Here is a 23,665-nt window from a genome sequence, read left to right as displayed (position 1 = left end):
ATACGCTTAACAAAAACGGATCCTTTATTCTATCAGTTTTAAAAAATCAGGATCCTTCCAAAAATTTTTAAACTCCGGTTCCCCTTTGAAATGACTTTTCGGTTTTCCCAAGGAGAGAGCAATTTTCATATACTTTAGCATTTCCTGTTTTTTACCTCGGTTAGAGTTCAAACAGGCTAGATTAAAAGCAAGTCGACTATCGGTAATTTGCAGCGGAATTAACGTTTCCATAAAAGGTTCATGCTGGAAGTCCTTTATTTCATGCATATATGCAATTATATCTCCTGCAAAATATTCTCGCGTATTGTATTCATTTTGGGAATCGACACCGGAATGAGTTCCGTTTCCAATACCGATCGCACGACTAACATCATAAAATAATTTTAGAATATGAGTCGCGCGTTCCATTTTTCGTAAATTCAAACTCTGATTGAAATTGTCGGCGGTCCAATATAAAACCTTGTCCCTCAATTCGGTTTTGATAGTATCGGATCCGCTCCGGTAAAATTTTATACATTGCAAATACTCAAAATCAAAATCCGACTTTGCCTGGCTTTCATTCGTAGTATTTTCACTTTTGATCCAGGCTTTCCAAGTTCGATTGGATTCTTTTCTCCAATGAGATATAGAACTTCCTTCCGGGATTTCTTTTTCGTAATCGATGGAATCTTCTACGTTCTGATTTTCTTCCGCTTGTATGGAAACACTCGAAAGGATGAGAAAGAAATAGAAAAAATATTGAGGAATTCGGATTAGCAAAAAAATAACTTTGTTTGAATCGGTCTTCATAAGATTCGAGTCAAAGTACTACTTTTTAAGGATGTGTAAATGAATTTACAACGCACCCAAAATTTAATTTTATCAAATTTGATAGCAGAAAACTCGCAGCTTAAGCCGAGTTCCGATCCGTTTGATTTCGGCGGTTCGATTGATTCGTATATAAATTTTAAATATGTACACCTTGATCAAAATAATTTATCCCAAACATAAATTCCCGCAAAAAACTCCATACCGCCTGCAAGTATGATATGCGCGTAAAGCCCGCCTCGAATCGAATGAGTTCTAAGACTCAAAGCTCCCATCAATAATCCTCCGAAAAACGAACTTAGAATTTCTCCTCTAGGTTTTTGAAAGTGGACCATGCCGTAAATTAAAGCGGCCATTCCCACCGCGTGATAACGGCCCACAACTTTCAAATATCGAATGAGAAACTTTCTAAAAAAGAATTCCGTAAAATAAAAAGTGTAAAGATATACGATTTCAAAAACGAGAGTAGTAATCCAAGTCGCATGATACAAAAGTCGTTCGTTTGTATTTGGAGCCCTCGGGTAAAATTCTTTAAAACCGGGGACAAAAGAACCGATTGCCGCGATCATCAATGCGAGAATTAAGATCGGATAATAAGAAGGAATTTTCTTTTTTTCAAACGGAACCGGATTCGTTTTGTACCTATAAAAATCGTATAACAATGGAAAGGCCAATAAGGGAAGGGTGTGAGTGAATTGTTTGATAACTTTCCAAGTCCAAAAAATCCATTCTCTCGGAAGGTGGGATAAAAATTTTTCATAGGGAAAATTCGATAGATGTAAAACGATCAAACTTATCCAAAACACAAAAAGAAAACCGATTATTTTTGCGGCATGAAATCTCTCTTTTCTTCTTTTAGGGAGATGAAAATAAAATAAGAATATTAGAAATCCATATATTAGGCATATACTAATAGCCCTTAACGCTAAATTTTTTGAAGTGATAAGAGGAAATCCGAATTCCTCGTTTAAGAAGAGAATTAAAAACAGACTTCCGTAAAAACCGAATAATAGGGAGTAGATTTTTGAATTTTTTCTAAAAAATCCTTTTAGGATCGATATGATTTCCATTTAAGAACCAATTCGAGTCGATGGGATAAAACTTTCCAATACTTTCAATAAAATGATTCGGAAAATTTAATTTCGAACCAGAAAGGAGAAAAGCTTTTGTCACAGGCTTTACTTTAAGAGAACCTTTGGTTTTTCCGCAACTAAATGTTACTAAGGTACGCCCTAACACTCCCTACTTTTTTAGAAACATTACTTTAGTATATTATAAATTAAGTTAAATGTATATTTTAGCATGAATATTGAATGAAACGTATGAGATTTGTGAAAACTCAGAGCTTCGTCTTTACTCATCGCTATATAATAAATTACCCAATATTTTGCGTTGAGACATTGTTTTTCGATAAAAATTAACGGTACTAAATTTTATAGGGATCAGTTGTATTCCTCCTTTTTATTTCATTTTGTTAATTTGTCTTTGCCGGCGATCGCTTACCCGCATTCTGAAACGGCACGACATTACATTCTTGCGATCCAGCTTTGGACATTTTATTAGATTCATGTTATGAAGTTTTTGTAATTTTTCATATAATCTATTACTGCATTTAGAAACGCTTTTTGATTTTCTAAAAGAAAACAGAAAACGACTGTGAATTTCGTTCCTAAACTCAGCGTAAGATTCGCACGTCGTTATAAAATTTCTATCCGCTAATGATTAAAACGTCGGAGTTCCGACGTTTTAAGTGGCGAGGTGGTTTTAGGGTCGGTGACCTTTACATACAATAAAACGCAAGTGTTCCGACAAGAATGGAGCTTTTTACTTGCAAAAAGTATGATTTTCTGATAGAGAAAAGTCTTCCGAATCTTCCCGCGCCTCCACCCAAACACGGGGAAAACTCAATGCAACGCTCTATGGATCGCGTTGAGGAAACTCAACACAACGCTTCCTAAGGGGCGCGTTGAGGGCCGATTTTTCACGGAGGATTGTCGTAATTCCGACAGATTTACGCTGATTTAACGTTTGTAACAGGTCTATATTCGTTTAAAGAATTTCTAAAAGATAGAATTCCCTCGAAATTTTTAAAATTATGTCTCTTTCTAAATTACAATAATCCTTCGATTTTTCCGAAAAAATTCTTAAAAAACCAATGTACGATTTGACATTAAGACTGAGTCTCATTTCCATTGTAACGAACACTGGTAAAAAAGTTAGGTTCAAAAATGGATAAATGTCACTGCGCACAAGTAGCCTTCGAGACCATTGTAGAAACAGCAAAAGGTGAAGGTGTAAGTTACCAAGAAATTATAGAAAGGGTAAACGCGGGAAATACTTGCACTGCCTGCAAGTCATATCTTATTGAGTACTGTGAATCCAGACTCGAACTCCTCCAGACCGCATAAACAACTCATTACGGATTCTCTTTTTTCGGAAGTATTGCAAAAGGCGAATTCCTCCCCTCGTAAAAGAGCCAATCATAATTTTCACGAACTTTCGGAAGTTTACCAAAGATTTTTGAACGTTCTCACTCAAGATACATATGTACAAGCACATAGACATAAATCTCCTCCTAAGCCGGAAACGTTTTTGGTCCTCAAAGGAAATTTAGGATTTATTCTCTTTCATGAAGACGGCTCGGTTCTAGAAACACATTACCTAAGTTCGGAAGGTCCGGTCTACGGAATCGATATCGCTCCCGGAGTATACCATACCCTCGTTTGCCTTTCCGAAAATGCGATTTGTTTTGAAGGTAAATCGGGACCCTACGAACCTACTACTGACAAGGATTTTGCACCCTGGGCTCCTTCGGAAACGGCCCCAAATCGAAACGAATATCTTGATCAATTAAGAAAACTTTTTTAATTCGATTTTGTTTTTTATTCGAAGTCGGTTTTTTACTTTCCTTACGGGGATTCGAGTTTCTATTTTTGCAATACGGATCGTCGAATTTTAAAGATTCAAAAAATGTTATGAACTATCCCGTCCAATACGGCCATTACAATCTGATACCGGACTCTCTTCCCTGTGAAAGTGAGTTTACGCTAAAATTGCGGCCCATGGATCTTCGGGTTCAATGGAGGCGCTGCTCGCTCACTGCGGATTTCGTTTCCAACTATTGCTCTTATCAGGAAAAACTGGATTCGGATTCCTCCAATACGGTTTCAATCGTATTAAACGAACTGATAGAAAACGCCGCGAAATTTTCCAAAGATAGAAAGGGAGAAATTCTTTTAGATCTTAAATATTATTCCGAGATACTTAAAATCGAAATTAAAAACCTAACGGACGAGACTTGCAAAAATAAATTGGAAAACTCCATCTCGACTCTCATTGACCGAAATTCGGAGAAAATTTATATCGATAAACTCAAAAACGGAGACGGAAACGAGACGAACTCAGGACTTGGTCTTATGCTTCTTTCAAAAGATTTTCCGGTTCGATTGGGATTTTTAATCAACGAAAATTCGTTCGGAACTTACGAGGTGGTCGTGAGAGCGTATCTGGATTTAAATGAAGTTGTAAAAACGAAATTCAAAACCTTAAACGTTTGATTCTTTTTATTCGAGACTTGTTTTAATTTCCGATCTGAGTTTTTTGACATTCTCCAAAAATTTAATCTGCCAATACCTATTTTTATTACCTTTGATTTCTATATTGCGAACGTTTTTCTTATCATAAACGGCAACAAATCTGGAAAAACTGGCAATTCCGGCGCTATTTAAAAAATCCAAATTCTTAATATCAATGACCGCCTTTCCACGTCCTGAATGTTCCAACATAGTTTCGATAGCGGAGATGATCGGATCGTATTCTTCCACATTGAGCAAACGAAGAGTTCCGGAAATTTTTATCCTTCCGCGGCTCTTTTCCGTTTCGACGGAATAGTCTTCTTCTTTTAAAATTTCCATTTTTCACTTTCCACTACGCCAAAAGGCTATTGTCTTTTTAAAAATCATACCTAACTATTTAAAAATAAGAAGGCATTTCTTCTATTTTTACAAAAAAGACAAATCTTTTCGATGATACTTTAGATAAGCGTTCACTGAAAGAATAACTTTTCGCAGAGCTTTCGTATCTTTTCCGCATTCCAGATGCTTTTTTTCGGAAATTCTAGAATTCTACCTCCTTCGGCGTTTTTGAAATCGGTGCTTTGTTTGACTTCCGCAATTTTTGAATTATGTCGTTTTAAGGATTCGCTTTCTATCTTCTCCATGAGTAGTATTTTCGGATTTGGGATAGGCGATCTTCAGGAAACCCAGTAAAAAAGAGGACTTAGCTCCAAATTATTTTTTCGCTCGTTGGTTTACGTTGTTTCAGCGCATTTTTTAGAACCTATGATATGAAAACTCTTGCAACATCGCTCGCCTAAGAAGACTATATGAGATTGTGGGAATTTTACCCATTCATATAAATAAACCTGGAAAGAAGCTCTATGCCTGAGTTTGATTCGATTGATCTGATGAATTATGCAATTTACGGGAACGAACAAGATCCCGAATGGGCCGATATAAGAAATTATATTAAGTCCAGCGCTTCCGCACAAAGAGAATTGGAAGAATTAAGACGTTCCGTACCGCAGAATGTTAGAAAAAGAAGGGATCCGTCCCGCCCTCAGGACTTCGAAAGAGATCGATCTTACGACTCCTCCGATTCAAGAAATGCAAATTCTCCGGAGGAAAAAAAGAAATGGTGGTCTATTTTTACGGGTGAGTAAAATAACCGCCCTCATCGCAACGATTCGAGGGAGTAAATCATGGAAAAGGAAGCTCAAACATATCTTAGACTGAAGCAGTTTGTGGCCCCTTTTTTGGGTTTTGCCGTTAACATCAACGCGTATGGCACGGAACACATCACCCGGGAAGGCAAACTAATCCTTGTTAGTAATCACAGATCCGATATGGACCCGTTTATTCTTTCCTATACCTTTCCTCGATATATTTCCTGGATCGCTGCGGATTATACGTTTCGAATTCCCATCTTCAAAGACTTAGCCAAGTTGGCCGGAGGAATTCCGATGGCGATCGACGGAAAAATTTCCATGGCAAGCATCAAAATGGTGCAGCAGGTTTTTAAGAGAGAAGGTGTTTTGGGAATTTTTCCCGAAGGTCACGACTACATGGTTCAAAACGACTTCTCCGCGCCGATGGTGCGATTTCACGAAGGTTTTGCGGCGTTCTCGATTCGAAACAAAGTCGATATTCTTCCTTCGGTAATCGTTCCAACCGAAGAAAGTTACTCCGATATTCCGATTCCTTCCTTAGTTCGTTCTTTTATGGGAATGCCGAAAGAAGTCTGTGATATCAAACGAAGATCCATTTACAAAAAGGTCCGCGTTCTTTACGGACCTAAAATCGATCATAGACCTTATCTCGAAGGAAAGTTGGAAGACAATCTCAAAAAACTTTCCGACGAGGTTCGAGCGAGAATGCAAAGTTTACAAAAAACGGAAGTAGTTTAAATTACATTCGAAGTTTAGAAAATTCTAAACTTCGATTTCTCCCGAAAAAATTTCACGAGCGGGTCCGGTCATTAAAACGTTTCCCGATTCCTGCCATTGAATCCTAAGAGTTCCCCCTCTTAAATCGATCTGAACGTCCTTTCCGGATCTTTCCGTTAAATTTCCCGCAACCATAACCGCACAGGCTCCGGTTCCACAGGCAAGGGTTTCTCCCGCTCCTCTTTCCCAGGTTCTTTGATAAAGATGATCCTTACCGCGAACGGTGACAAACTCCACGTTCACCCGTTTTGGAAAGATAGAATAACGTTCGATCAACGGACCGATTTCTCTTACGGGAAATCGATCGCCATCGTCCACAAAAATCACGCAGTGCGGATTTCCCATACTAACGGCCGTGAACTTCAAACTCCTTCCATCAATCTCAAAAGATTGATCGATGATCGTATCTTCGTTGTTCCAAATCACAGGAACTTTGGAGGGTACAAGAATGGGTTTTCCCATATCAACGCTGACGAGATCGACTTTATTGCCGGATCCGATTTTCAAATCCACTTCGAGGATTCCAGCGCCGGTTTCGATTTTCGGATTTTTAGAATTCGTCAAACCGTGATCGTAGATGTACTTGGCAACGCAGCGGATTCCGTTCCCGCACATCTCGGAAGAACTTCCGTCCGAGTTGTACATATCCATCATAAAGTCGCCTTGTTTTGAACTGCGGATAAAGATAACTCCGTCGCTTCCGATTCCGAAATTACGATCGGATATTTTTTGAATCTGTTCCGGAGTCAGACGAATATCGGTCCGAGTTGAATCGATATAAACGTAGTCGTTACCGATTCCTTCCATTTTGGTAAATTTAAGCGCTGCCACGGAAACTCCTAGAGATGAATTGAGTTCTATATTTTCTTAGACTGTTACCTGAGGAAATTCAAAAACAAGAAAAAGCCGCGCGCTTTTTTCTGGCTTTTTCGACTTCAAACAAAGATGTTGAAAATGCGACGATTCGCCCGGGGGCTTTTTTGAACCGAACCTGTTATCTCTGCTCAAGCACTCAAAATTCCACGGTTTTTGTGGAGAATGGAATCGATATCGTGCGTTGTTCCGATTGTAGTCACGTTTTTTCCACATACGAACAAGATGAACACTACGAAGGTTATTGGGACGACGATTCCTCTTATGATCTCGGATGGTGGGATCACGCTCACAGAGAAATCTATCAGGACTTTATCGATGAATTTTTAACCGCGCCTTCGGGCAAAATTTTAGACGTGGGTTGCGGGCTCGGTTTTTTTGTTAAGCGAATTGCAGATCAAAAAACCGGTTGGGAAGCTACGGGTTACGAAATATCCGAAAAGGCGGTTCGATTTGCCAGGGATAAAAACGGATTGAAAAACGTTTTTCCGGGAATCGTTCAAAACTCCGGCATTGCAAAAGGCTCCTTGGACGTCATCACTCTCTGGGACGTAATCGAGCACATTCCGAAACCTCATAGTTTATTAGAATATTTGCATTCTCTTTTAAAACCTGGCGGAATTCTTTTTTTACAAACGCCGAATTTTCCAATCCAACTTTTTAAAGCGAAATTAAAAGTGATGTTGAAAGGTATGAGACCCGACGGTCACTATCTCGAAGCAAAGGATCATATCAACGACTACGCCGAAAAAACGATGAAAATGCTCGCAAAACAAACCGGGTTTACGGATTGTAAGTTTACGATTCTCAAACCGATCGCTTCGGTTTCGGGGAGTCAAGGCGGAAGTTTCGGTTCTCTTTTTAAAAAAGTTTATTATTACGCGACCAAAATTCTCTGGTTATTCACTTTCAAAACGATGAATTTGAACAACACGTTATTCGCCGTCTTAAAGAAATAACTTCAAAGCCGTTCTCAGATCGTTCGCTTCCAGATAAGAATATTCTTGTTGGTTCGAACCGATCTCAAAAGTGATTTTTCTATCCTCGATTGGACTTTGTTTTTTAGAAAAAACCGATTTCAGATGAACTGCCGGAATTCCATAACGAAGCGCGCCTTCCACGTCGTCTTTTAAGGAATCTCCGATCATGGCAATCGCAGCCTCGGGATTCACAAGTGCCTCGGCCATGGAAAAGAATTCTTTCGAAGGTTTTTCCTTTCCGACTTCTTCCGAACTCAAGATCGCATACGGAAACGTTTTTGGAATCAGAAGACTGAACTTAATCAATTGTGTTCTCAAGTTTTCGTTCGTGCAAAAAAGAAGTTTATGTTTTTCTGAAATTGTTTTCAAAAGCGCAAAAACTTCTTTGTATTCTTTTTCGTATTTTTTTTTACGAATTTGAATCCCTTCTTGAAAGGATCGAAAGTAATCGTTTTCTAATTTTAAAATCCATTTCGGGTCCAGAGTTCCCCATTTGGACAAACACATTTTTTTGAAATAGATCAAACGAAGACGATTCGAAGGAGAATCTCGTAATTGCGACTTTGTTTCCTTTCTCGCGGTCTCGTAAAATTGTGAAAATTCTTTCGTTGAAGAAAATCCGTATTCTTTTGCGTTTTCACAAAGTTGCCGAATCGTCGTTTCGTAGATTCCGATCGAATCCAAAAGAGTATTGTCAAAATCCAGAAAAAGAGCCATTCCTTGCAAAAGAATCCTTACGACTTCAAACGCAATTCTTTTACTCCATTTTTCCTTGCAGGATTGGACATTCCCTTCAACCTTCCCAACAAGCATGAACGACAATCCAGAAATCATATCCCGAAAATCCTTTCTTGCAATTTTGGGTTTTTGTCTTTCAGCGCTCGTTAGCGGAATCTGGTTTTTAAGATTCAAACAAAAAATTTCCGGAAAAATTCTCGGTCCCGACGCGGAAGTCGGTCACAGAATTCGAAAGGATATCGAATCAAACGTAACTTCCAACATAAATCTTTCGATTTCCGAAACGGTAAAAGTGTTGATCTTAGGCGGAGGAATCTCCGGACTCAGCGCGGGTTATTATCTTCAAAAATCGGGATTTGATGAGTTTAAAATTCTCGAATTGGAAAATGACTCCGGCGGAAATTCGAGATCGGGGAGAAATTCAATCGGCTCTTATCCTTGGGGGGCGCATTATTTACCGCAACCCGGAGAAGAAGCGGTTCTTGTCCGCAAGTTTTTAGAAGAGAACAAAATCATCGTGGGTAAGGATAAAAACGGAAAACCCGTCTACGACGAAAGATTTCTTTGTTTTGATCCCGAAGAAAGAATTTTCTATCAAGGAAGATGGAACGAGGGTTTATATCCCGCAGGAACATCCGGGTCAACGGCCGCAAACGAGGAACAAAAATTTAAAAAACTCGTTCTGAATTGGAGATCAAAGATCGGAAGAGACGGTAAAAAAGCGTTCTCGATTCCGGTCGATTTATCTTCCAGAGATCCGGAAATTTTAAAACTGGATCAAATTAATTTTTTTGAATATATCAAAGAGCAGGGATTCAAAACCAAAGAACTATTTTGGTTTTTGGATTATTCCGTTAGAGACGATTTCGGCGGTTCTTTAAACACGGTTTCCGCGTGGATCGGCCTGCATTATTTTTGTTCTCGTCCCGTGGATAAAAACGGAGAGGACCTAACTCTTCTCACTTGGCCGGAAGGAAACGGTTTTTTAGCGGAAAAATTAAAATCTCCTATTCGATCCAAAATTCAAACCGCAACACTCGTAGAAAAAGTAAAACCATCGGATTCAAAGGAAGGTCGATTCGAAGTTCGGATTTATAACCCATCCACAAAGGAACAAAAAAACATTCTCTGTAATTCGATCGTTTACGCTCTTCCATCTTTCACTCGAAAGTATATTCTCGGCGAAAAGTCGAACGTAACCGAAGGACTGATTTATTCTCCTTGGCTCGTTGCCAATTTGAGCGTGGATAAAGTCCCGACAGGAAAAGGAATTCCTCCTTGTTGGGACAACGTGATTTATCAGAGTCCCTCCCTAGGTTACATCGTATCGACGCACCAAGATTTGCGCGCGGGCAGGGAGGAATCCGTTCTCACGTATTACCAAGCCTTCGGTGAAAAGGACACGGTTTCCACACGCAAAAGAATGATGAGAACTTCTTGGTCCGATTGGAAGGAATCGATTTTGTCCGATTTAAAAAAAGCCCATCCGGATATCGAAAAGAGAATCCAAAACCTCGACGTGATGACCTACGCGCACGCGATGATTCGTCCCGTTCCCGGATTGATTTGGGGAGGACAAAGGGAAAAACTTTCCGTCTCCTATCCGAATCTCCATTTCGCTCATTCGGATCTTAGCGGAATTTCCATTTTCGAAGAAGCCCTGATACGAGGATACGACGCGGCCAATAAAGTTCTCGGAGAACAAAAAGTATGAATTCCAAAGGTTGGATCTTTAAACCCTCTCTCGATCTTACTTTCATCATTCTTCCGGGAATCGTTTCCGTATTATCCTTATTTATATTAAGAGAATGGAATATTCTTCCTTTTGAAATCGGTCCTTGGACTTGGTTCTGCGCAGTTTTACTGATCGACGTAGCCCACGTATACTCGACTCTCTTTCGGTCATACTTCAACGAGGAAGAATGGAAAGAGAAAAAAAATCTTTTGATTACGGCGCCGATCGTTTGTTTTTTGTTTTCTGTTTTTTTGTATTCTTTCGGAACGATTTGGTTTTGGAGAATCATGGCTTACCTTGCCGTGTTTCACTTCATTCGACAACAGTTCGGATTCTTGGCTCTTTATCGAAAGAAAACTACTTCGGTTCAAATTCCCTTCCTACTCGATAAAGTTACGATCTATTTGATGGGCGGCGTTCCGATTGTATACTGGCACCTTACCGATCAGAAAAGAGAATTTTCTTGGTTTATGGACGGGGATTTTTGGACGTATCCGCTTCCTGATTTGGCAAACGTATTACTTTGGTTTCAAAAAATTTGGCTTTGTCTTTATATTCTCGTTCATGTATATTATTTCGTAAAATATCGTTCCTTACCTTTGGGTAAGATTTTACTCGTATTCAATACTTGGGTCGTTTGGTATTTTGGAATCGTTTATTTCAATTCCGATTTTTCTTTTACGATTACGAACGTAATCAATCACGGTGTTCCCTATATTTTTTTACTTTTTTATTACACGGTTCAAAATGTTTCGGAAATCAAAGTAAAAACGTTTCAAACCGGATCTTGGATGAAAATTCTTATCTGCTTTTTATGCGTTCTATTCTTGTTTGCTTTTGCGGAAGAATGGATCTGGGACAGTTTTATTTGGAAAGATCATTCTTCCATTTTTAAAAACTCAAGTTTCTATTCCTTCGAACTTCCCGAATTCGCTTCAGCTCTTTTGATTTCCTTACTTTTTCTTCCTCAATTTACTCATTATGTTTTGGATGCGTATCTCTGGAAGATCGGAAAACACAATCCAAGACTATCTCACTTTTTTGAGATTTCCGAAGATAATTACAAAAACGCGTTTTTTTGAAATTCTATCACATTCGAAACCGGTTTTAGTTTTTAAATAGACAATCCAGGTTTTCCTTCCACAATGACGAAAAAGTTAAACAGGAATGGATCCATGATTATCGTTGAAGGAATCGACTATTTCTTAATACCTGCGGAGAATCCGGAAGTCTCTGCGAAGTTTTATTCTGATATATTCGATTTTGAATCGGTAGACGAAAAATCCGGCGAATACGTGGTGATGGGATTGGATACAATCAACATCAAACTTCAGAAAATTTCCGGCTTCAAAAACTCCTTAGGAGAGAACAAGATTCCCGTTCTCAGTTTCGTTCTGGATGTGGACGATTTTACCGAAGCGATCGCGGAGTTGGAAGAAAACAAAATATCGATCGTTCGCGGACCTGAAACAAATAGTGCAGGCGAATTTTTACATTTCCTAGATCCATCCGGAAACGTTTTAGAGATTAGCTACAAAGACTGAGGAAGAAAAATCACTCGAATGAGTGAAAACTCCACGATAGGAATTAAGAAATATTTTCTTTCAGGTATAAAAAAAGCCTCTCTTTGAGAGGCTTTTTTATTCTCTAAAGTTCCGAGCCATTTCCTCCCGGCTCAGCTTACCTTATCGATAAAAGTACCCTTAACCTTGTAGAAATCCCCGTTTTGACCGGCTTCAACTGCAAAGGCTCTCTTGTCTGAAACGTTAGCCTGCTTATTTTCATAAGGCTCGACGCGAACCATCCCCTCTTCTTTAGGGATTTTTCTTGTATCCTTGACTCCTTTTTCCGGAAGCCCTAGCTGAACGGAGGAAACTACCTTCATGATACAACTCCTAATCGAACTCTAACAGATTTATGAAAAAAACCAAACATTTTTTAATGAGAATTCGATCGGATGTTAGATTCCTAACGTTTGGGCCACAAGTTCTGTAAAATGTGGGAACTCTTATATTTTTGCATGGCCGCAAATATCCGTTTTTTCAGTTCAGAAAACGTAGGAACCCGTAATTTTTAGAAAAGATTCTTTGAGTTCAAAAAGTAGGAGTTCCCACACTCTGAAGATTTACTCATTAGAAGTTGTTGAAAAATTAATTCCCCATCTGTTTTTGCTTCATTGAAATGGATGATTGAAGCAGTTTTGTTAAATCTGAACGATGGAATTTTTCAACAACTCATTGAAAACCGATCTTACAACTTCCTTTTGCAGTCGTTATAAAATACTGAACCGCGTAATTATCCGTAAAGTTGATAGTCGGATTGAAAACGGGAGCCGTAAAGGTTCCCAGAGTTGAGGCCGTACAATTCGTCGAAAAATATTTCACGCTGATTAGGTTATCACATTCGAAGGTAAGAATCGTTCCCCCCGTCTCTCTCAAATTGGAACGAAAAGCTTTTGTGGAATAATCTTCCGTAAATCGGATCGTCTGAGAATCGGGGTAATTAATCGCCGTTTCGTCTCCGTAAATATTACCGTAAGCCTTATAACAATCCACATAAAATCTTCTAGCCGAACAGTTGTAGCCGTCGGTTCCGTAGACAGTGTCACAAACTCCGTCTGCCTTAGACACGGTCAAAAATCCGGCAGTCGTTCCCGTCGGAATCGTTGTGATGATTTCGGTCGTCGTTGCGGAAAATATCGTACCGGAAAGTCCGTTAAACTTCACGATCGTTTCCGTTGAATTCGGAGTGAAATTTCTCCCTTTGATCGTGATCTGAGTCCCCGTATAAGAAACTCCGTCTGTTTGAGGAGGTGATCCCGCCGGAGGATCAATTACAGTGATCACGGGACTTCCTAATCCAAGCCCGACTAATAAATTGTTGTTTGAATTACTTTTATCGCATTGAAAAAGGAAAAGAAATAGTGGGAATGTTAAAAGAATTTTTATCGATTTATGTAGCATAACTTACTTAGTTTAAAAAATTTACGATGGGCAATCTAATTTACCGGGACAAAAAGGTTTCGGCAAGAATTATTCTACTGAAAAAATGACACATTGAAATGATCGAATCCTCCACAGTATCGTATTCTACGGAACAAGAAATCGCGGTTTTACTCCTAAACAGGCCCGAAAAGAGAAATGCAATCAGCAAAGAACTTCTTTCAACGCTTCACGGAAACATTCTAAAAGCCAAAAAGGAAAAATCCATTCGAGCTCTCGTTCTCGGCGGAATCGGACCATCCTTTTGCGCTGGCGCCGACTTAAAAGAAAGAACCACTATGTCCGCCAAAGAAGTGAAACGTTTTTTGCAGGATCTTAAAAATTGTTTTTTGGAATTGGAAAACTTTCCATATCCGACCATCGCCGCATTGGACGGGGATGCGTTCGGAGGAGGATTGGAACTTGCGCTTTGTTGCGATTTCATCCTTCTTAAAAACGATATCCGAATCGGACTTACGGAAACTCGCTTAGGAATCATACCCGGAGCCGGAGGAACTCAAAGACTTCCGCGAAGAATCGGAATCGCGAAAGCCAAAGAGATGATTTTTACGGGTAAGACGATCGACGCACAAACCGCTTTGAGTTACGGGCTCGCAAATTCAATCTGGCACGATTCTTCTCTTCCCGCAGCAAAAATGTTAGCGGAAGAAATGACCTCTCACTGCGCGCCTATCGCACTTCAGCTTGCAAAGAAAGCAATCGCGGAAGGTTATGGTCAGGATATACGAAAGGCTCTCAAAACGGAGAGTAAATATTACGACGAAACCTTAAAGACGGAAGATCGGTCGGAGGCACTTAAGGCATTTCAAGAAAAACGAAAGCCGATTTTTAAAGGAAGATAAATGATTCTTACAGGAAAAGAAATTCAGAAACGAATCGGTCAAGATATCGTAATTACTCCCTATTCGGAAAAACAACTCAATCCAAATTCCTACAACCTAAGACTTCACGAGGAACTTCTGATTTATAAGGAACTTCCTCTGGATATGAAAAAACAAAATCCCGCCGAAAAGCTGATCATACCGGAAGCCGGCCTCTTACTAAAACCGGGCGTGTTGTATTTGGGAAGAACCTTAGAATTCACCGAAACGCATAACTTGGTTCCGATGCTCGAAGGCAGATCATCCATAGGAAGACTGGGCATGCTTGTTCACGTAACCGCGGGATTTGGCGACGTGGGTTTTAAAGGATTTTGGACTCTGGAAATTTCCGTCATCCAACCTCTCATCGTATATCCCGGCGTTGAAGTTTGTCAAATTTTCTATCATACTCTTGAAGGACCGATAACGGAATATACATCCGGAAAGTACCAGGCCAATCAGGGAATCCAACCTTCAATGTTATATAAAGATTTCGAGAAATAGAAATCCTTTTCTTTTTTGTTGACTTTCTCCGTGTTCTTTCCAAAATTTTGACCGCAAAACACTTTTTGGAGAATGGAATGAATAAGTTTAGAATAATCGCAATTTTTTTTGCGTTCGTATTGATTTCAACGCCCGCGTTTGCCGGTGAAGAAGATGCGGTTCTTGGAAAATGGCTGACCAAGGACAAAGACGCCCACGTTGAATTGTATAAATGCGGAGCTAAAATTTGCGGAAAGTTAGTTTGGTTGAAGGAACCCGTTTATCCTGCCGGTAGTACGGAAGGAACTCCGGGCTCTCCAAAAGTAGATATTCGTAACAAAGATGAAAGTCTCCGTACACGTCCAGTATTAGGTTTGGTTTTTCTTACCGGTTTCAGTTATGATGGAGAACAAGTTTGGTCGGGTGGTCGAATTTATGATGCGAAAAGCGGTAACACGTACGACGGAAAACTTACTTTAAAGGGAGCTGAAAATTTAGATCTGAAAGGCGGTTATAAAGTAGGCTTTATGATGATCGGAAAAGAGTCTAGCTGGACCAGAGTAAAATAAAATTTCCCAAGTTTTTAATTTCCATCAAAAGGAATGATAAACAATCTTTTGTTGCAAAATTAAAAAACTCTCCGATCAATCCGACGGAGAGTTTTTTAAAACTTATCTCAAAAAACCGAATCTATATCTTGAATACGTTATCTTCGATTTTTCTAAGAATCTTTTTGGCGTTTTCGTTCTGAGGATCCAAATCCAAAGCCTTCATTGCAATTTCTTTTGCTCGAGTATATTCGCTTTGAAGTCTATATAAGTCCGCAAGATTGACGAGATTATTTGCGTTGTCCGGCTGTTTTGCGAGGACTTTTTCAGATGCCAAAATCGCTTCGGACAATCTTCCTAATTTTTTGTTCGCAACGGAAAGATAGTACCAGTATTCGCTCAACTCGGGATCCAATTCGAGATACTTTTCTAATACTTCCACCGCTTTTACGTAGTCCTTGTCCTTAAAACTCAAAAGCCCGAGCAACTTTATTACTTTGGAATCTTCAGGAATTCTAGAATAAAGATCGGAAAGTTCATCAATCGCTTCTTTTACGTTTCCGTCCTTATACAACTGCCGCGCGTGCGAATAGGATACGCTCCAATCCGCTTCCTTATCGTTTAAAGAAATATTCCCCGTATTATCCGCCGCCTCCGAAGAACTTTTTTCCGGATTCAATTGATGAATTCCGTACTCGATTCTCAAAAGAGAAAGATCGTCGGTAATCTCCCCGTTCTTATAGATCAATTGTTCGATTTGTTCTAGGTTTCCCTTTCCAAGCTCCACGGTTTTTAAAAAGAGAGTTTCATCTTCGTTGATCGTTCTGGTTTCCTGATCGGGAGTAAGATCCAGATCGTCCTTACCGTCCGAACCCACGATTAAAACATCCCGTTCTTTTAAGGTCGTCGTAAAAACTTGAAACGTATATTCCGATTCCAAACCGATCTTACGGAGCATTAAGGAAGAATCCAAAAAGATAGCCTTTCCATCCCGGTACAAAACCGTAAAAGGATGTTCCGCATTGAAGTAATAAGTTTTACCGGAATTTTCTTCGATTAGAAAGAAGGAAGCCGAAATCACCATACTTCCGTTAAACGATTTAAATACTGCGTTTACTTCCTCATACGTTTCCGTAAGCCATTGTTCCGGAGACATATCGAGAATCCGATTGTCCGCGGCGGAGCGAGCCAGAATCGAATTGACGACAACTCCCATAACCAGAGCGCCTCCGGCGCCCTGCATCGACTTACCCATCGCGTCACCGTTCATTGCAAAGACATATCGTTTGTAATCGGAAGCGGTTCCTAAACGCAGATTCCCGGTCACGCAGATATCGCCGCCTAAATCGGCTCGTTTCCCTTTAAACTCGAACTGCTTTTTTTGTCTGAGTAAAAATTGAGTGGCGATCCGATTCGACTTACTCGCGTTATAGTTCAAAGGTTTTGCAAGAAGGGACGTCAAAAAATAATCCCCGTCTTGTTGAACCTTGAGTCTCTGAAACTCCTCGATTTTTTCGGATAACTCTTCCGTTCTCAGACGAACTTTTGTGGCGAGGTGTTCCGCGTAATCCTGAAGTTCCTTTCTGGCGTCGCGAATCGATAAGACCATGTTGTTAAACGAATCCGCCAAAAATCCGATCTCGTCTTTTACACGGATCGGAACTTGAACTTCAAAATTTCCGTCGTTCACCTTTTTAACGCCGTTTAATAAATCGTTTAACGGAGAAACGAGACTTCCACGAAAAAAAAGAGGAAATAAAAGAATGATCACGATAATCACCACGCCGAGAACTATGATTTGTTTTAACGCGGTAGGATGCATAAACTCTCGATAGGCTCTGTAAGAGAATCCGACTTCGCTTACGTTATTCTTTTCTCGATCGTATTTGATAAATCCTATGTAATGAAGACTATGATCTTCCACGTCCTTCTTACGATAATATCTCGTAAGAGAAGGAACAAAAGGGCGAAAGTAGTTTAAAACTTCTTCCTTGAGTTTAGTCGGGCTTATATCTTTGCCGTCCCATTTACAGAAGTTCCAACGGGATTCCAATGAGATTCGGAACATCTTTACTTCTTCGGCGTTCTCTAAATAACTCTTTCCTTTCTCGCAAAAATCTTCCGCAAAAATATTATCCAGCTTGTTGGAAGCCACAAACACATGTAATCCCAACCTGGATAACTCCTTATTCAAAGCGAGTTTAAGAGTTCTATCCTCCAAATCGGAGTGTTCTTTCAGGAAATTTACGATCGAATATTTATACCCACCGAAGTTCTCGTGAGAACGGTCCATAAGTTTCAAAAGCGATTCTCTAAAACCTTTTTCAGAAAGATCGAATATTTCCTCATATAACAGCGTATTTTTAAAATCGATTTCGATTCGTTCTTGATCCGGATGAACTTTAGGATCGTATTTTTCCCTATCAAAGGAATTCACGGCCGGATTCCATTTGATTATATAAGAGATTCCTCCTTTGACGCTTCCGCTTTCCAATGCCTTTTCCATGTGAATACGACTCAGAGTATCGTATTCGGATTCTTTATCCCGGTTGGAAATATAAACCAAAGCTTGCATGATGATCAAGACGGTAACGAACGTAATTCCGACGATCTTGAGCATGAAAGAAGTTTTTTCTACGGAGAAATTCAGATATAAAATGAGAATGATAAAGAACGCCACCATAAACAAAAGAACGATTGAAGTAAGATAAATCGATCTCTCTATATAACCGTCTCTACTCAAAAGATTGGCTACAACGGGAACCGTTCCCCCCACCAAAAAGGACATCAGAAATGCAAAGATGATCCATCTGGTTTTTCCGCGAAGATGAATCATTCTCCAGATCGGAATCGCTAGAAAGTTGATGAACACGTAGGTAAAGATGATGATGGCGATTGTTCTACTTACGTTTTCGGCGTTAAAATCCCAATGATGCGCGGTGAAGTGGTATTTTACCGAAGCGTTCCAAGTCGAAAAACAGAAATAACCCACTGAAATTACGGCGATTACCCACAACAAAATCGTAGTCGCTCGGTTAAATTTCGGAAAATCGTTTTCGGGATAACGAGCGACGAACTGTCCTATGTGCAAGATTGCGGGAAGAATTAAACCCACAGTAATCCATCTATGATACGCCGCGAATGGATGATAAAGAACCGCGGCAAAAACATAACCGAATTGAAATACCCCGAGAAGAAAAGACCCGATCGCCAAGTGTTTGGTGCTCGATACTTTTTTATCGATAAAAAGAAAAACGCCGGAAATCAACATGGCAGCTAAAAACGATAACAAACTTCCGAACGAATAATAATTGAGAAGTACATTGTTCCAGACGGATCCAGTTTCACCCATAATTTAATAAACCTTTCTTTAAGGAAATTTTTGACCGATCCGATCCGGACCGAATCGAATCGAATCGAATCGATTTTTATCTTTTCAGAACGACGTTACTTTAACTACGCGAATCCTACTTTCAATGATAAAATCGAAATGAATTCAATTTAACGAATGATCGCGGAACTTATCTCAATGTAATAATCGAACATTTTTGAACGACCTGAATTGCGCCCAGGAAACTCAAGCGAGCCTCTCTATGGATCGGCATCCAGGAGGCGATTCAGTTTAGTTCAGGGAGTCAGATTGGCAAAAACCGCGAAGCGATAACTCAATGTTGCTGTCTTCGGACACACCATAATCCTTTACTTAAGTAATTAAAATAAATGCAATTTTTCAAATATTCTATTTTTTTTAAACGAGAAGACCGGATTTTCAGGATACGTAGATATTCGGACGGAGGCGCCCTTATATTTAACGCGAGTTCGGTGTAATCAATGCGAAAGCGATTGAAGCGAGATCAACAAATTGGAATGTGGAAAGATTTCGTTTTTCGAGCAATCCATCAATTTGTTGATCAAAGCAGAAAGCGCGGTCCGGAGCTTGGCAAAGCCAAGAACCGGATTCGCCCAAACTTTCAACCGTCGAACCCACGTTAACCGACAAGTGAGTTTTGTATTTCGAAAAAGATAATTTGCCTATCGTAAGGTTATACTAAGGGAGTTGTACGAACGTTCCGAGGATGGAATCTTTTTGGAAAGTTTTCCAAGTATAAACTTCGTAAGGACCGGGAGTAACCCAACCTTTCAACAAACCGGTCCAATTTTTATCTCGAATGGATTTTAGTTTTAAAATGACTTCTCTCGTAGTTTTGGGAGAATTTTCGAAGACCAATTTTTTGACAAAATCCCGGTATCCCGCAGGACCCAATTCCTTATAAAGAATATATTGAATTTTTAATGCTTTATTGTAAAACGTAGGAGTCGCCGAAGGATATTTTTCCCTAAAGTCAGGATCCAATGGAAAATCCTTTCCGCCTTGAAGCCCTTCTTCCGTACTCCATTCCTCCGCCATTGAAATCAGCTCTTCCTTTGTGAGATTGATTTTTTTTTCCTTATACAAAACAAAAGGTAAGAAGGAAACCATTCCCTCACTCAACCAAGGTAGATCCGAAAAATAAAAATGTCCGAGTTCATGAAACAATAACGCAGGATATCCCGCCGGTGAAAGATCGGATTCCATAAAAATTCCACGCGTGGGTCCAAAGTCTCCGGAGATATTATTGTATCCTCCTACTCTGGTTCCGTTTAAAAGGATTCGATCTTGAACCACCAAAAGGACCTTATACTTTTCGGAAGCTTTTTGACCTTCGAATACGGAAGCGCTCGCTTCGTGAAAGGAAATGCCGGTATATGATTCTAAGGCTTTAAAAAGATCGGAAGTTTTGCGATAAGCGAACTCGTTCCAACTCTTATCTTGGGAACCGTTTCGAATTTCAAGCGCGAGTTCCCCTCGATTCAGGGGAATTCTTCGAATCCAAGCGCTTTTATCCGAATGAAGATTAAAAGAAATTAGAAATAAGATTCCGAATAAAAACTTACGCACGATCTCTTTCGATGAGTTTCAAAAGCCTTTCCCCATTTTGATTTCCGGGATCCAAGTGTATCAATTTTCGAGCCGCTTCTTCGGCCAAATCGAATTGATCCATCAAACGATAGATATCGGAAAGATTGATCAAATTGGATAAATTCTCGGGTTGAATGTCGTTCAACTTCAAACTTGCTTGAAGCGCTTGTTCATACTTTCCTACCTTTTTGTTTGCGATCGAAAGATAGAACCAATACTCGTGTAATCCCGGATCCGTTTTGAGATAGTTGTTCAAAACTTCGATCGCGGTCGTATAATCCTTGCCCTTAAAACTTAAGAGACCCAAAAGTTTATTGATCTTTTGATTTGCGGTATCGTGTGTATATCCGGTTTTGAGAAGTTCAAGAGCCTGGTCCACTTTGCCGTTTTTATAAAGTTGTTTTGCGTCTTCATAAATCACGTCGGGATTTAATGCGACTTCGATTCGATCACCGCCGGTAAACATCTCATCCAATTCGTCATTTTTCTTTTCGGTTTGGAACTCGACTTTTAAAAGGGAAAGATCGTCCGTTAATTCTCCGTATTTGCGGATTTCAGTCTCGATATCTTCTAAGTTTCCTCTTCCTTTTTCCACGTTTACGAGGAACAAATTTTCATCTTCGTTGATCGTTCTTACCGTTTCTTCGGGACTCAAATCGATATCGTCACGCCCGTCCGATCCGAGAATCAGAACGTCCCCTTTTTTCAGTTCGAAATTTCGCACTTGAAAATCGAACTCCGAATCCAACCCCAATTTGCGGAGTTGAAGTCCTTCCTCCAAAAAGCTGGCCTTTCCGTCTCGATACAAAACGGTAAAAGGATGTTCGGCATTGAAGTAAAAACATTTTCCGGTTTCCTCTTCGATCAAAAAGATCGTGGCGGAGATCACCATACTTCCGTTAAACGATTTAAATACGGAATGAATTTCGTTATATACGTCTCCTAACCATTCGGAAGGCGTTCTATCCAAAATTCTATTGTTTGCCGCCGAACGAGCCATAATGGAGTTCATCACTACGCCCATAACCAAAGCGCCTCCGGCGCCCTGCATGGATTTTCCCATGGCGTCTCCGTTCATCACCATCGTATAACGTTTATAATGATCCGGTGTTCCTAAGCGTAAATTCCCGGTAATACAAATGTCTCCGCCGAGATCGGAATGTTTTCCACGGAACTCGAATTGCTTTTTTTGTTTCAGCATAAATTCGGTATTAACGAGTTTCGATTTGTTTGCGTTGTAAAAAAGCGGTTTTGCTAAAAGGGAAGTTAGGAAATAATCCCCGTCCTGCTGAACTTTCAGCCTTTGGACTTCCTCCATTTTTTCCTGAACTTCCTGAGTTCTTTCTTTTACTTTTTCTTCCAAGTTTTCCGCATAATCCTGAAGTTCCCTTCTGGCTTGTTTGATGGAAGAAACCATCGAGTTAAACGAATCCGCCAAGAATCCGATCTCGTCTTTTACCTTTACGGGAACCTGAACGTCAAGATCGCCTTTGTTTACTTTTTCCACCCCGGACAATAAGTTGTTCAACGGATTGACGAGACTACTCTTGAAGAACAATGGGAATAATACAAGAACCACAAAGATCACGGCAAATAGAATGATCGTTTGTTTTACGGAAGTAGGATGTACGAATTCTCTATATTTTTTATAAGAGAATCCGAACTCGACCACTTGTTTTTTAGCGGGAACATACTTCATAAACGCGACGTGATGACCCAGTCCGTCTATACTTCTTCTATAATGTCTCGTTTCCGCGGGTTTGAAATAACTGAAGTATTTTAAGAATTCGGCTTTCAACTCTTTACCGGAAATTTCTTTTCCTTTCCAGCTACATCCTTCCAAATTTTTCAAAATTCCGTTTTTGTAAGATTCCAAATCCTTATTTTTTTCCAAGTAGGACTTACCTTGATCGCAAAAAGAGTCGGAATTGAGTCCTTGTAGTTTATTGGTATTTACGAAAGCGTCCCTATTTAGCTTTTCTGCATCTTTCAAAAGGGCCTTTTTTAAATCCTTCGTATTTAGGGAGGAATTCTCCTTTACGAACTTATAAATCGTATCTCTGTGACCCGAAAAGTATTCGGGCGATCCGTCCAAAATGAGTTTAAGATCTTCGCGGAAATTATCCTCTTTGAGAGCGACAATTTCTTCGTAGATTAAAGTATTTTGTAAGTCCACTTTTACGAGAGAAAGATCCAATCCGTACTTCGGATCGTAATCGTCGGCGTTCAGTTCGCCCGTTCTTTCGTCGTATCGAAGTATATATTGCACTTCGCTATTACCCCGACCGCTTTCCAAAACCCGTTCGCTATTTACGATGTGCAAACTGTCGTATTCCGCTTCCTTGTCTTGATTGGAAATAAAAACAAGGGCCTGCATGATCAAACAAATCGTAAATAAGGTAATCCCTACGATCTTGACCATGAAAGTGGTCCTTTCGGTACTACTGTTTATAAAAACGATCACCACAACCGAAAACGCCGCGATAAAGAAAATGACGTTCGAGGTCATGTATGTGGATCTTTCCATGTAACCGTCTCGACTCAAGACGTTAGCAATATTCGGATAAAAGGCCGCTATCATAAACCCGAGCGCAAATAAGAAGATCGCAAATCTTTTCTTCTCTTTATCCGTGATGATTCTCCAAGCGGGAACGAGGATAAAGGCAATGACGGAGTAAAAAGCGATGATCAACGCAAGATACTTGCTCGCAATCAGAGCGTTAAAATCCCAATGATGCGCCGTAAAGTGATAGATCTTTTCCGAAATAAAAGTGAGATAAATAAAAAAACAGGCGACGATGAATCCGAGACCGTGTTGGAAAACCATCATCCAAAATGCGAACTTCTTATTGTTATTACTTGGATAACGAATAAAAAATTGAGTAAAGTGAGTGATTGTCGGTAAAATCAAACAACCAGTAAGCCACCTGTGGTAAGCCGCGATCGGATGATAATAAAACGCAGCCATAAAATATCCGATCTCAAAAAGACCGAGCACAAAGAAGGCAATTCCAAGATGATACGTGGCGAATGTCTTTCTTTTTAAACTGAGAAAAAAGGCGGCGAGAAAAAAGGTCGTAATCGTTACTAGAAGACTTCCAAAAGAATAATAATTGAACAGAATCAAATCTGATCTCAGAAAATCTAATTCCATAATCTCCAGGTCCGTCTTTCTA

General features: G+C 39.8%; 22 protein-coding genes. 11 read left to right on the top strand and 11 right to left on the bottom strand.

The features are described 5' to 3' along the window. Positions 1-24 precede the first annotated feature (24 nt). Both LEP1GSC194_RS23395 and LEP1GSC194_RS01185 read right to left on the bottom strand, forming a co-directional pair. The gene (locus LEP1GSC194_RS23395) at positions 25-789 is read right to left on the bottom strand and encodes a TPR end-of-group domain-containing protein (RefSeq protein ID WP_020771994.1); all 765 of its coding nucleotides are present in this window, start codon (positions 787-789) and stop codon (positions 25-27) included. A 176-nt stretch (positions 790-965) separates the two neighbouring features. Then, positions 966-1,877 carry a CPBP family glutamic-type intramembrane protease gene (locus tag LEP1GSC194_RS01185; RefSeq protein WP_020771815.1) on the bottom strand — a complete coding sequence of 304 codons (912 nt, stop codon included), beginning with the start codon at positions 1,875-1,877 and terminating at the stop codon, positions 966-968. Between the two features lie 1,264 nt (positions 1,878-3,141). Here LEP1GSC194_RS01185 and LEP1GSC194_RS01180 point away from each other — a divergent pair. Both LEP1GSC194_RS01180 and LEP1GSC194_RS01175 read left to right on the top strand, forming a co-directional pair. Continuing rightward, the gene (locus LEP1GSC194_RS01180; RefSeq protein ID WP_173644572.1) at positions 3,142-3,675 is read left to right on the top strand and encodes a WbuC family cupin fold metalloprotein; all 534 of its coding nucleotides are present in this window, start codon (positions 3,142-3,144) and stop codon (positions 3,673-3,675) included. A 107-nt stretch (positions 3,676-3,782) separates the two neighbouring features. Then, positions 3,783-4,364: a slr1658 superfamily regulator gene (locus LEP1GSC194_RS01175; protein WP_036040534.1), complete on the top strand. Its 582-nt coding sequence runs from the start codon at positions 3,783-3,785 to the stop codon at positions 4,362-4,364. A 6-nt stretch (positions 4,365-4,370) separates the two neighbouring features. Here LEP1GSC194_RS01175 and LEP1GSC194_RS01170 read toward each other — a convergent pair whose 3' ends face one another. Both LEP1GSC194_RS01170 and LEP1GSC194_RS22465 read right to left on the bottom strand, forming a co-directional pair. Continuing rightward, complete coding sequence (locus tag LEP1GSC194_RS01170) at positions 4,371-4,721, bottom strand: slr1659 superfamily regulator (RefSeq protein WP_020771998.1); 351 nt, start codon at positions 4,719-4,721, stop codon at positions 4,371-4,373. A 131-nt stretch (positions 4,722-4,852) separates the two neighbouring features. Next, positions 4,853-5,026 carry a hypothetical protein gene (locus tag LEP1GSC194_RS22465; protein WP_020771921.1) on the bottom strand — a complete coding sequence of 58 codons (174 nt, stop codon included), beginning with the start codon at positions 5,024-5,026 and terminating at the stop codon, positions 4,853-4,855. A gap of 219 nt (positions 5,027-5,245) precedes the next feature. Between LEP1GSC194_RS22465 and LEP1GSC194_RS01165 the strand changes: the two genes are divergently transcribed. Both LEP1GSC194_RS01165 and LEP1GSC194_RS01160 read left to right on the top strand, forming a co-directional pair. Next, complete coding sequence (locus LEP1GSC194_RS01165) at positions 5,246-5,527, top strand: hypothetical protein (RefSeq protein ID WP_020771877.1); 282 nt, start codon at positions 5,246-5,248, stop codon at positions 5,525-5,527. Between the two features lie 39 nt (positions 5,528-5,566). Beyond that, positions 5,567-6,271: a lysophospholipid acyltransferase family protein gene (locus LEP1GSC194_RS01160; RefSeq protein WP_020771818.1), complete on the top strand. Its 705-nt coding sequence runs from the start codon at positions 5,567-5,569 to the stop codon at positions 6,269-6,271. A 24-nt stretch (positions 6,272-6,295) separates the two neighbouring features. Here LEP1GSC194_RS01160 and dapF read toward each other — a convergent pair whose 3' ends face one another. Beyond that, complete coding sequence (gene dapF, locus LEP1GSC194_RS01155) at positions 6,296-7,141, bottom strand: diaminopimelate epimerase (RefSeq protein WP_020771793.1); 846 nt, start codon at positions 7,139-7,141, stop codon at positions 6,296-6,298. A gap of 149 nt (positions 7,142-7,290) precedes the next feature. Between dapF and LEP1GSC194_RS01150 the strand changes: the two genes are divergently transcribed. Then, complete coding sequence (locus tag LEP1GSC194_RS01150; RefSeq protein WP_017810137.1) at positions 7,291-8,142, top strand: class I SAM-dependent methyltransferase; 852 nt, start codon at positions 7,291-7,293, stop codon at positions 8,140-8,142. On the opposite strand, the gene LEP1GSC194_RS01145 is transcribed toward LEP1GSC194_RS01150, so the two are convergent. After that, a complete protein-coding gene (locus LEP1GSC194_RS01145) occupies positions 8,131-8,880 on the bottom strand; it encodes an HAD family hydrolase (protein WP_036040605.1) in 750 nt (249 codons plus the stop codon). The genes LEP1GSC194_RS01150 and LEP1GSC194_RS01145 overlap by 12 nt on opposite strands. A 94-nt stretch (positions 8,881-8,974) precedes the next feature. Here LEP1GSC194_RS01145 and LEP1GSC194_RS01140 point away from each other — a divergent pair, with 94 nt between their 5' ends. From LEP1GSC194_RS01140 to LEP1GSC194_RS01130, 3 genes are all read left to right on the top strand, one after another. Beyond that, positions 8,975-10,615 (top strand): NAD(P)-binding protein, encoded by a 1,641-nt coding sequence (locus LEP1GSC194_RS01140; protein WP_020771842.1) that lies wholly within the window; start codon positions 8,975-8,977, stop codon positions 10,613-10,615. Then, complete coding sequence (locus LEP1GSC194_RS01135; RefSeq protein WP_020771782.1) at positions 10,612-11,718, top strand: hypothetical protein; 1,107 nt, start codon at positions 10,612-10,614, stop codon at positions 11,716-11,718. Before LEP1GSC194_RS01140 ends, LEP1GSC194_RS01135 begins: the two co-directional genes overlap by 4 nt. Before the next feature lie 93 nt (positions 11,719-11,811). After that, positions 11,812-12,180: a VOC family protein gene (locus tag LEP1GSC194_RS01130; RefSeq protein ID WP_020771834.1), complete on the top strand. Its 369-nt coding sequence runs from the start codon at positions 11,812-11,814 to the stop codon at positions 12,178-12,180. A gap of 131 nt (positions 12,181-12,311) precedes the next feature. Here the strand turns inward: LEP1GSC194_RS01130 and LEP1GSC194_RS01125 are convergent, their stop codons facing one another. Next, on the bottom strand, positions 12,312-12,521 hold the full coding sequence (locus tag LEP1GSC194_RS01125) for a hypothetical protein (RefSeq protein ID WP_020771968.1): 210 nt from the start codon (positions 12,519-12,521) through the stop codon (positions 12,312-12,314). 349 nt (positions 12,522-12,870) lie between these two features. Then, a complete protein-coding gene (locus tag LEP1GSC194_RS01120; RefSeq protein WP_061218441.1) occupies positions 12,871-13,599 on the bottom strand; it encodes an LIC10067 family putative lipoprotein in 729 nt (242 codons plus the stop codon). A gap of 98 nt (positions 13,600-13,697) precedes the next feature. Here LEP1GSC194_RS01120 and LEP1GSC194_RS01115 point away from each other — a divergent pair, with 98 nt between their 5' ends. The 3 genes from LEP1GSC194_RS01115 to LEP1GSC194_RS01105 all read left to right on the top strand — a co-directional run bounded on the left by LEP1GSC194_RS01115 (position 13,698) and on the right by LEP1GSC194_RS01105 (position 15,550). Beyond that, positions 13,698-14,480, top strand: a complete 783-nt coding sequence (locus LEP1GSC194_RS01115) for an enoyl-CoA hydratase-related protein (RefSeq protein WP_017808375.1) — start codon at positions 13,698-13,700, stop codon at positions 14,478-14,480. Further along, entirely contained in the window at positions 14,481-15,002 is a 522-nt protein-coding gene (dcd, locus tag LEP1GSC194_RS01110; RefSeq protein ID WP_020771938.1) for a dCTP deaminase, read from the top strand. Positions 15,003-15,079: 77 nt separating this feature from the next. After that, on the top strand, positions 15,080-15,550 hold the full coding sequence (locus tag LEP1GSC194_RS01105; RefSeq protein WP_036040529.1) for a DUF2147 domain-containing protein: 471 nt from the start codon (positions 15,080-15,082) through the stop codon (positions 15,548-15,550). Positions 15,551-15,671: 121 nt separating this feature from the next. Here LEP1GSC194_RS01105 and LEP1GSC194_RS01100 read toward each other — a convergent pair whose 3' ends face one another. The 3 genes from LEP1GSC194_RS01100 to LEP1GSC194_RS01085 all read right to left on the bottom strand — a co-directional run bounded on the left by LEP1GSC194_RS01100 (position 15,672) and on the right by LEP1GSC194_RS01085 (position 23,643). Continuing rightward, positions 15,672-18,881, bottom strand: a complete 3,210-nt coding sequence (locus LEP1GSC194_RS01100) for a SpoIIE family protein phosphatase (protein WP_020771901.1) — start codon at positions 18,879-18,881, stop codon at positions 15,672-15,674. Between the two features lie 696 nt (positions 18,882-19,577). Then, positions 19,578-20,468 (bottom strand): hypothetical protein, encoded by an 891-nt coding sequence (locus LEP1GSC194_RS01090; RefSeq protein ID WP_020771781.1) that lies wholly within the window; start codon positions 20,466-20,468, stop codon positions 19,578-19,580. Next, positions 20,461-23,643 carry a SpoIIE family protein phosphatase gene (locus LEP1GSC194_RS01085; RefSeq protein WP_020771910.1) on the bottom strand — a complete coding sequence of 1,061 codons (3,183 nt, stop codon included), beginning with the start codon at positions 23,641-23,643 and terminating at the stop codon, positions 20,461-20,463. The genes LEP1GSC194_RS01090 and LEP1GSC194_RS01085 overlap by 8 nt, the downstream gene beginning before the upstream one ends. Positions 23,644-23,665 lie beyond the last annotated feature (22 nt).

This window comes from Leptospira alstonii serovar Sichuan str. 79601 (assembly GCF_000347175.1).
Taxonomy (GTDB): domain Bacteria; phylum Spirochaetota; class Leptospiria; order Leptospirales; family Leptospiraceae; genus Leptospira; species Leptospira alstonii.
The sequence above is the reverse complement of the archived record's forward strand: the minus strand, read 5'-3'. Positions and strand labels throughout refer to the sequence as shown.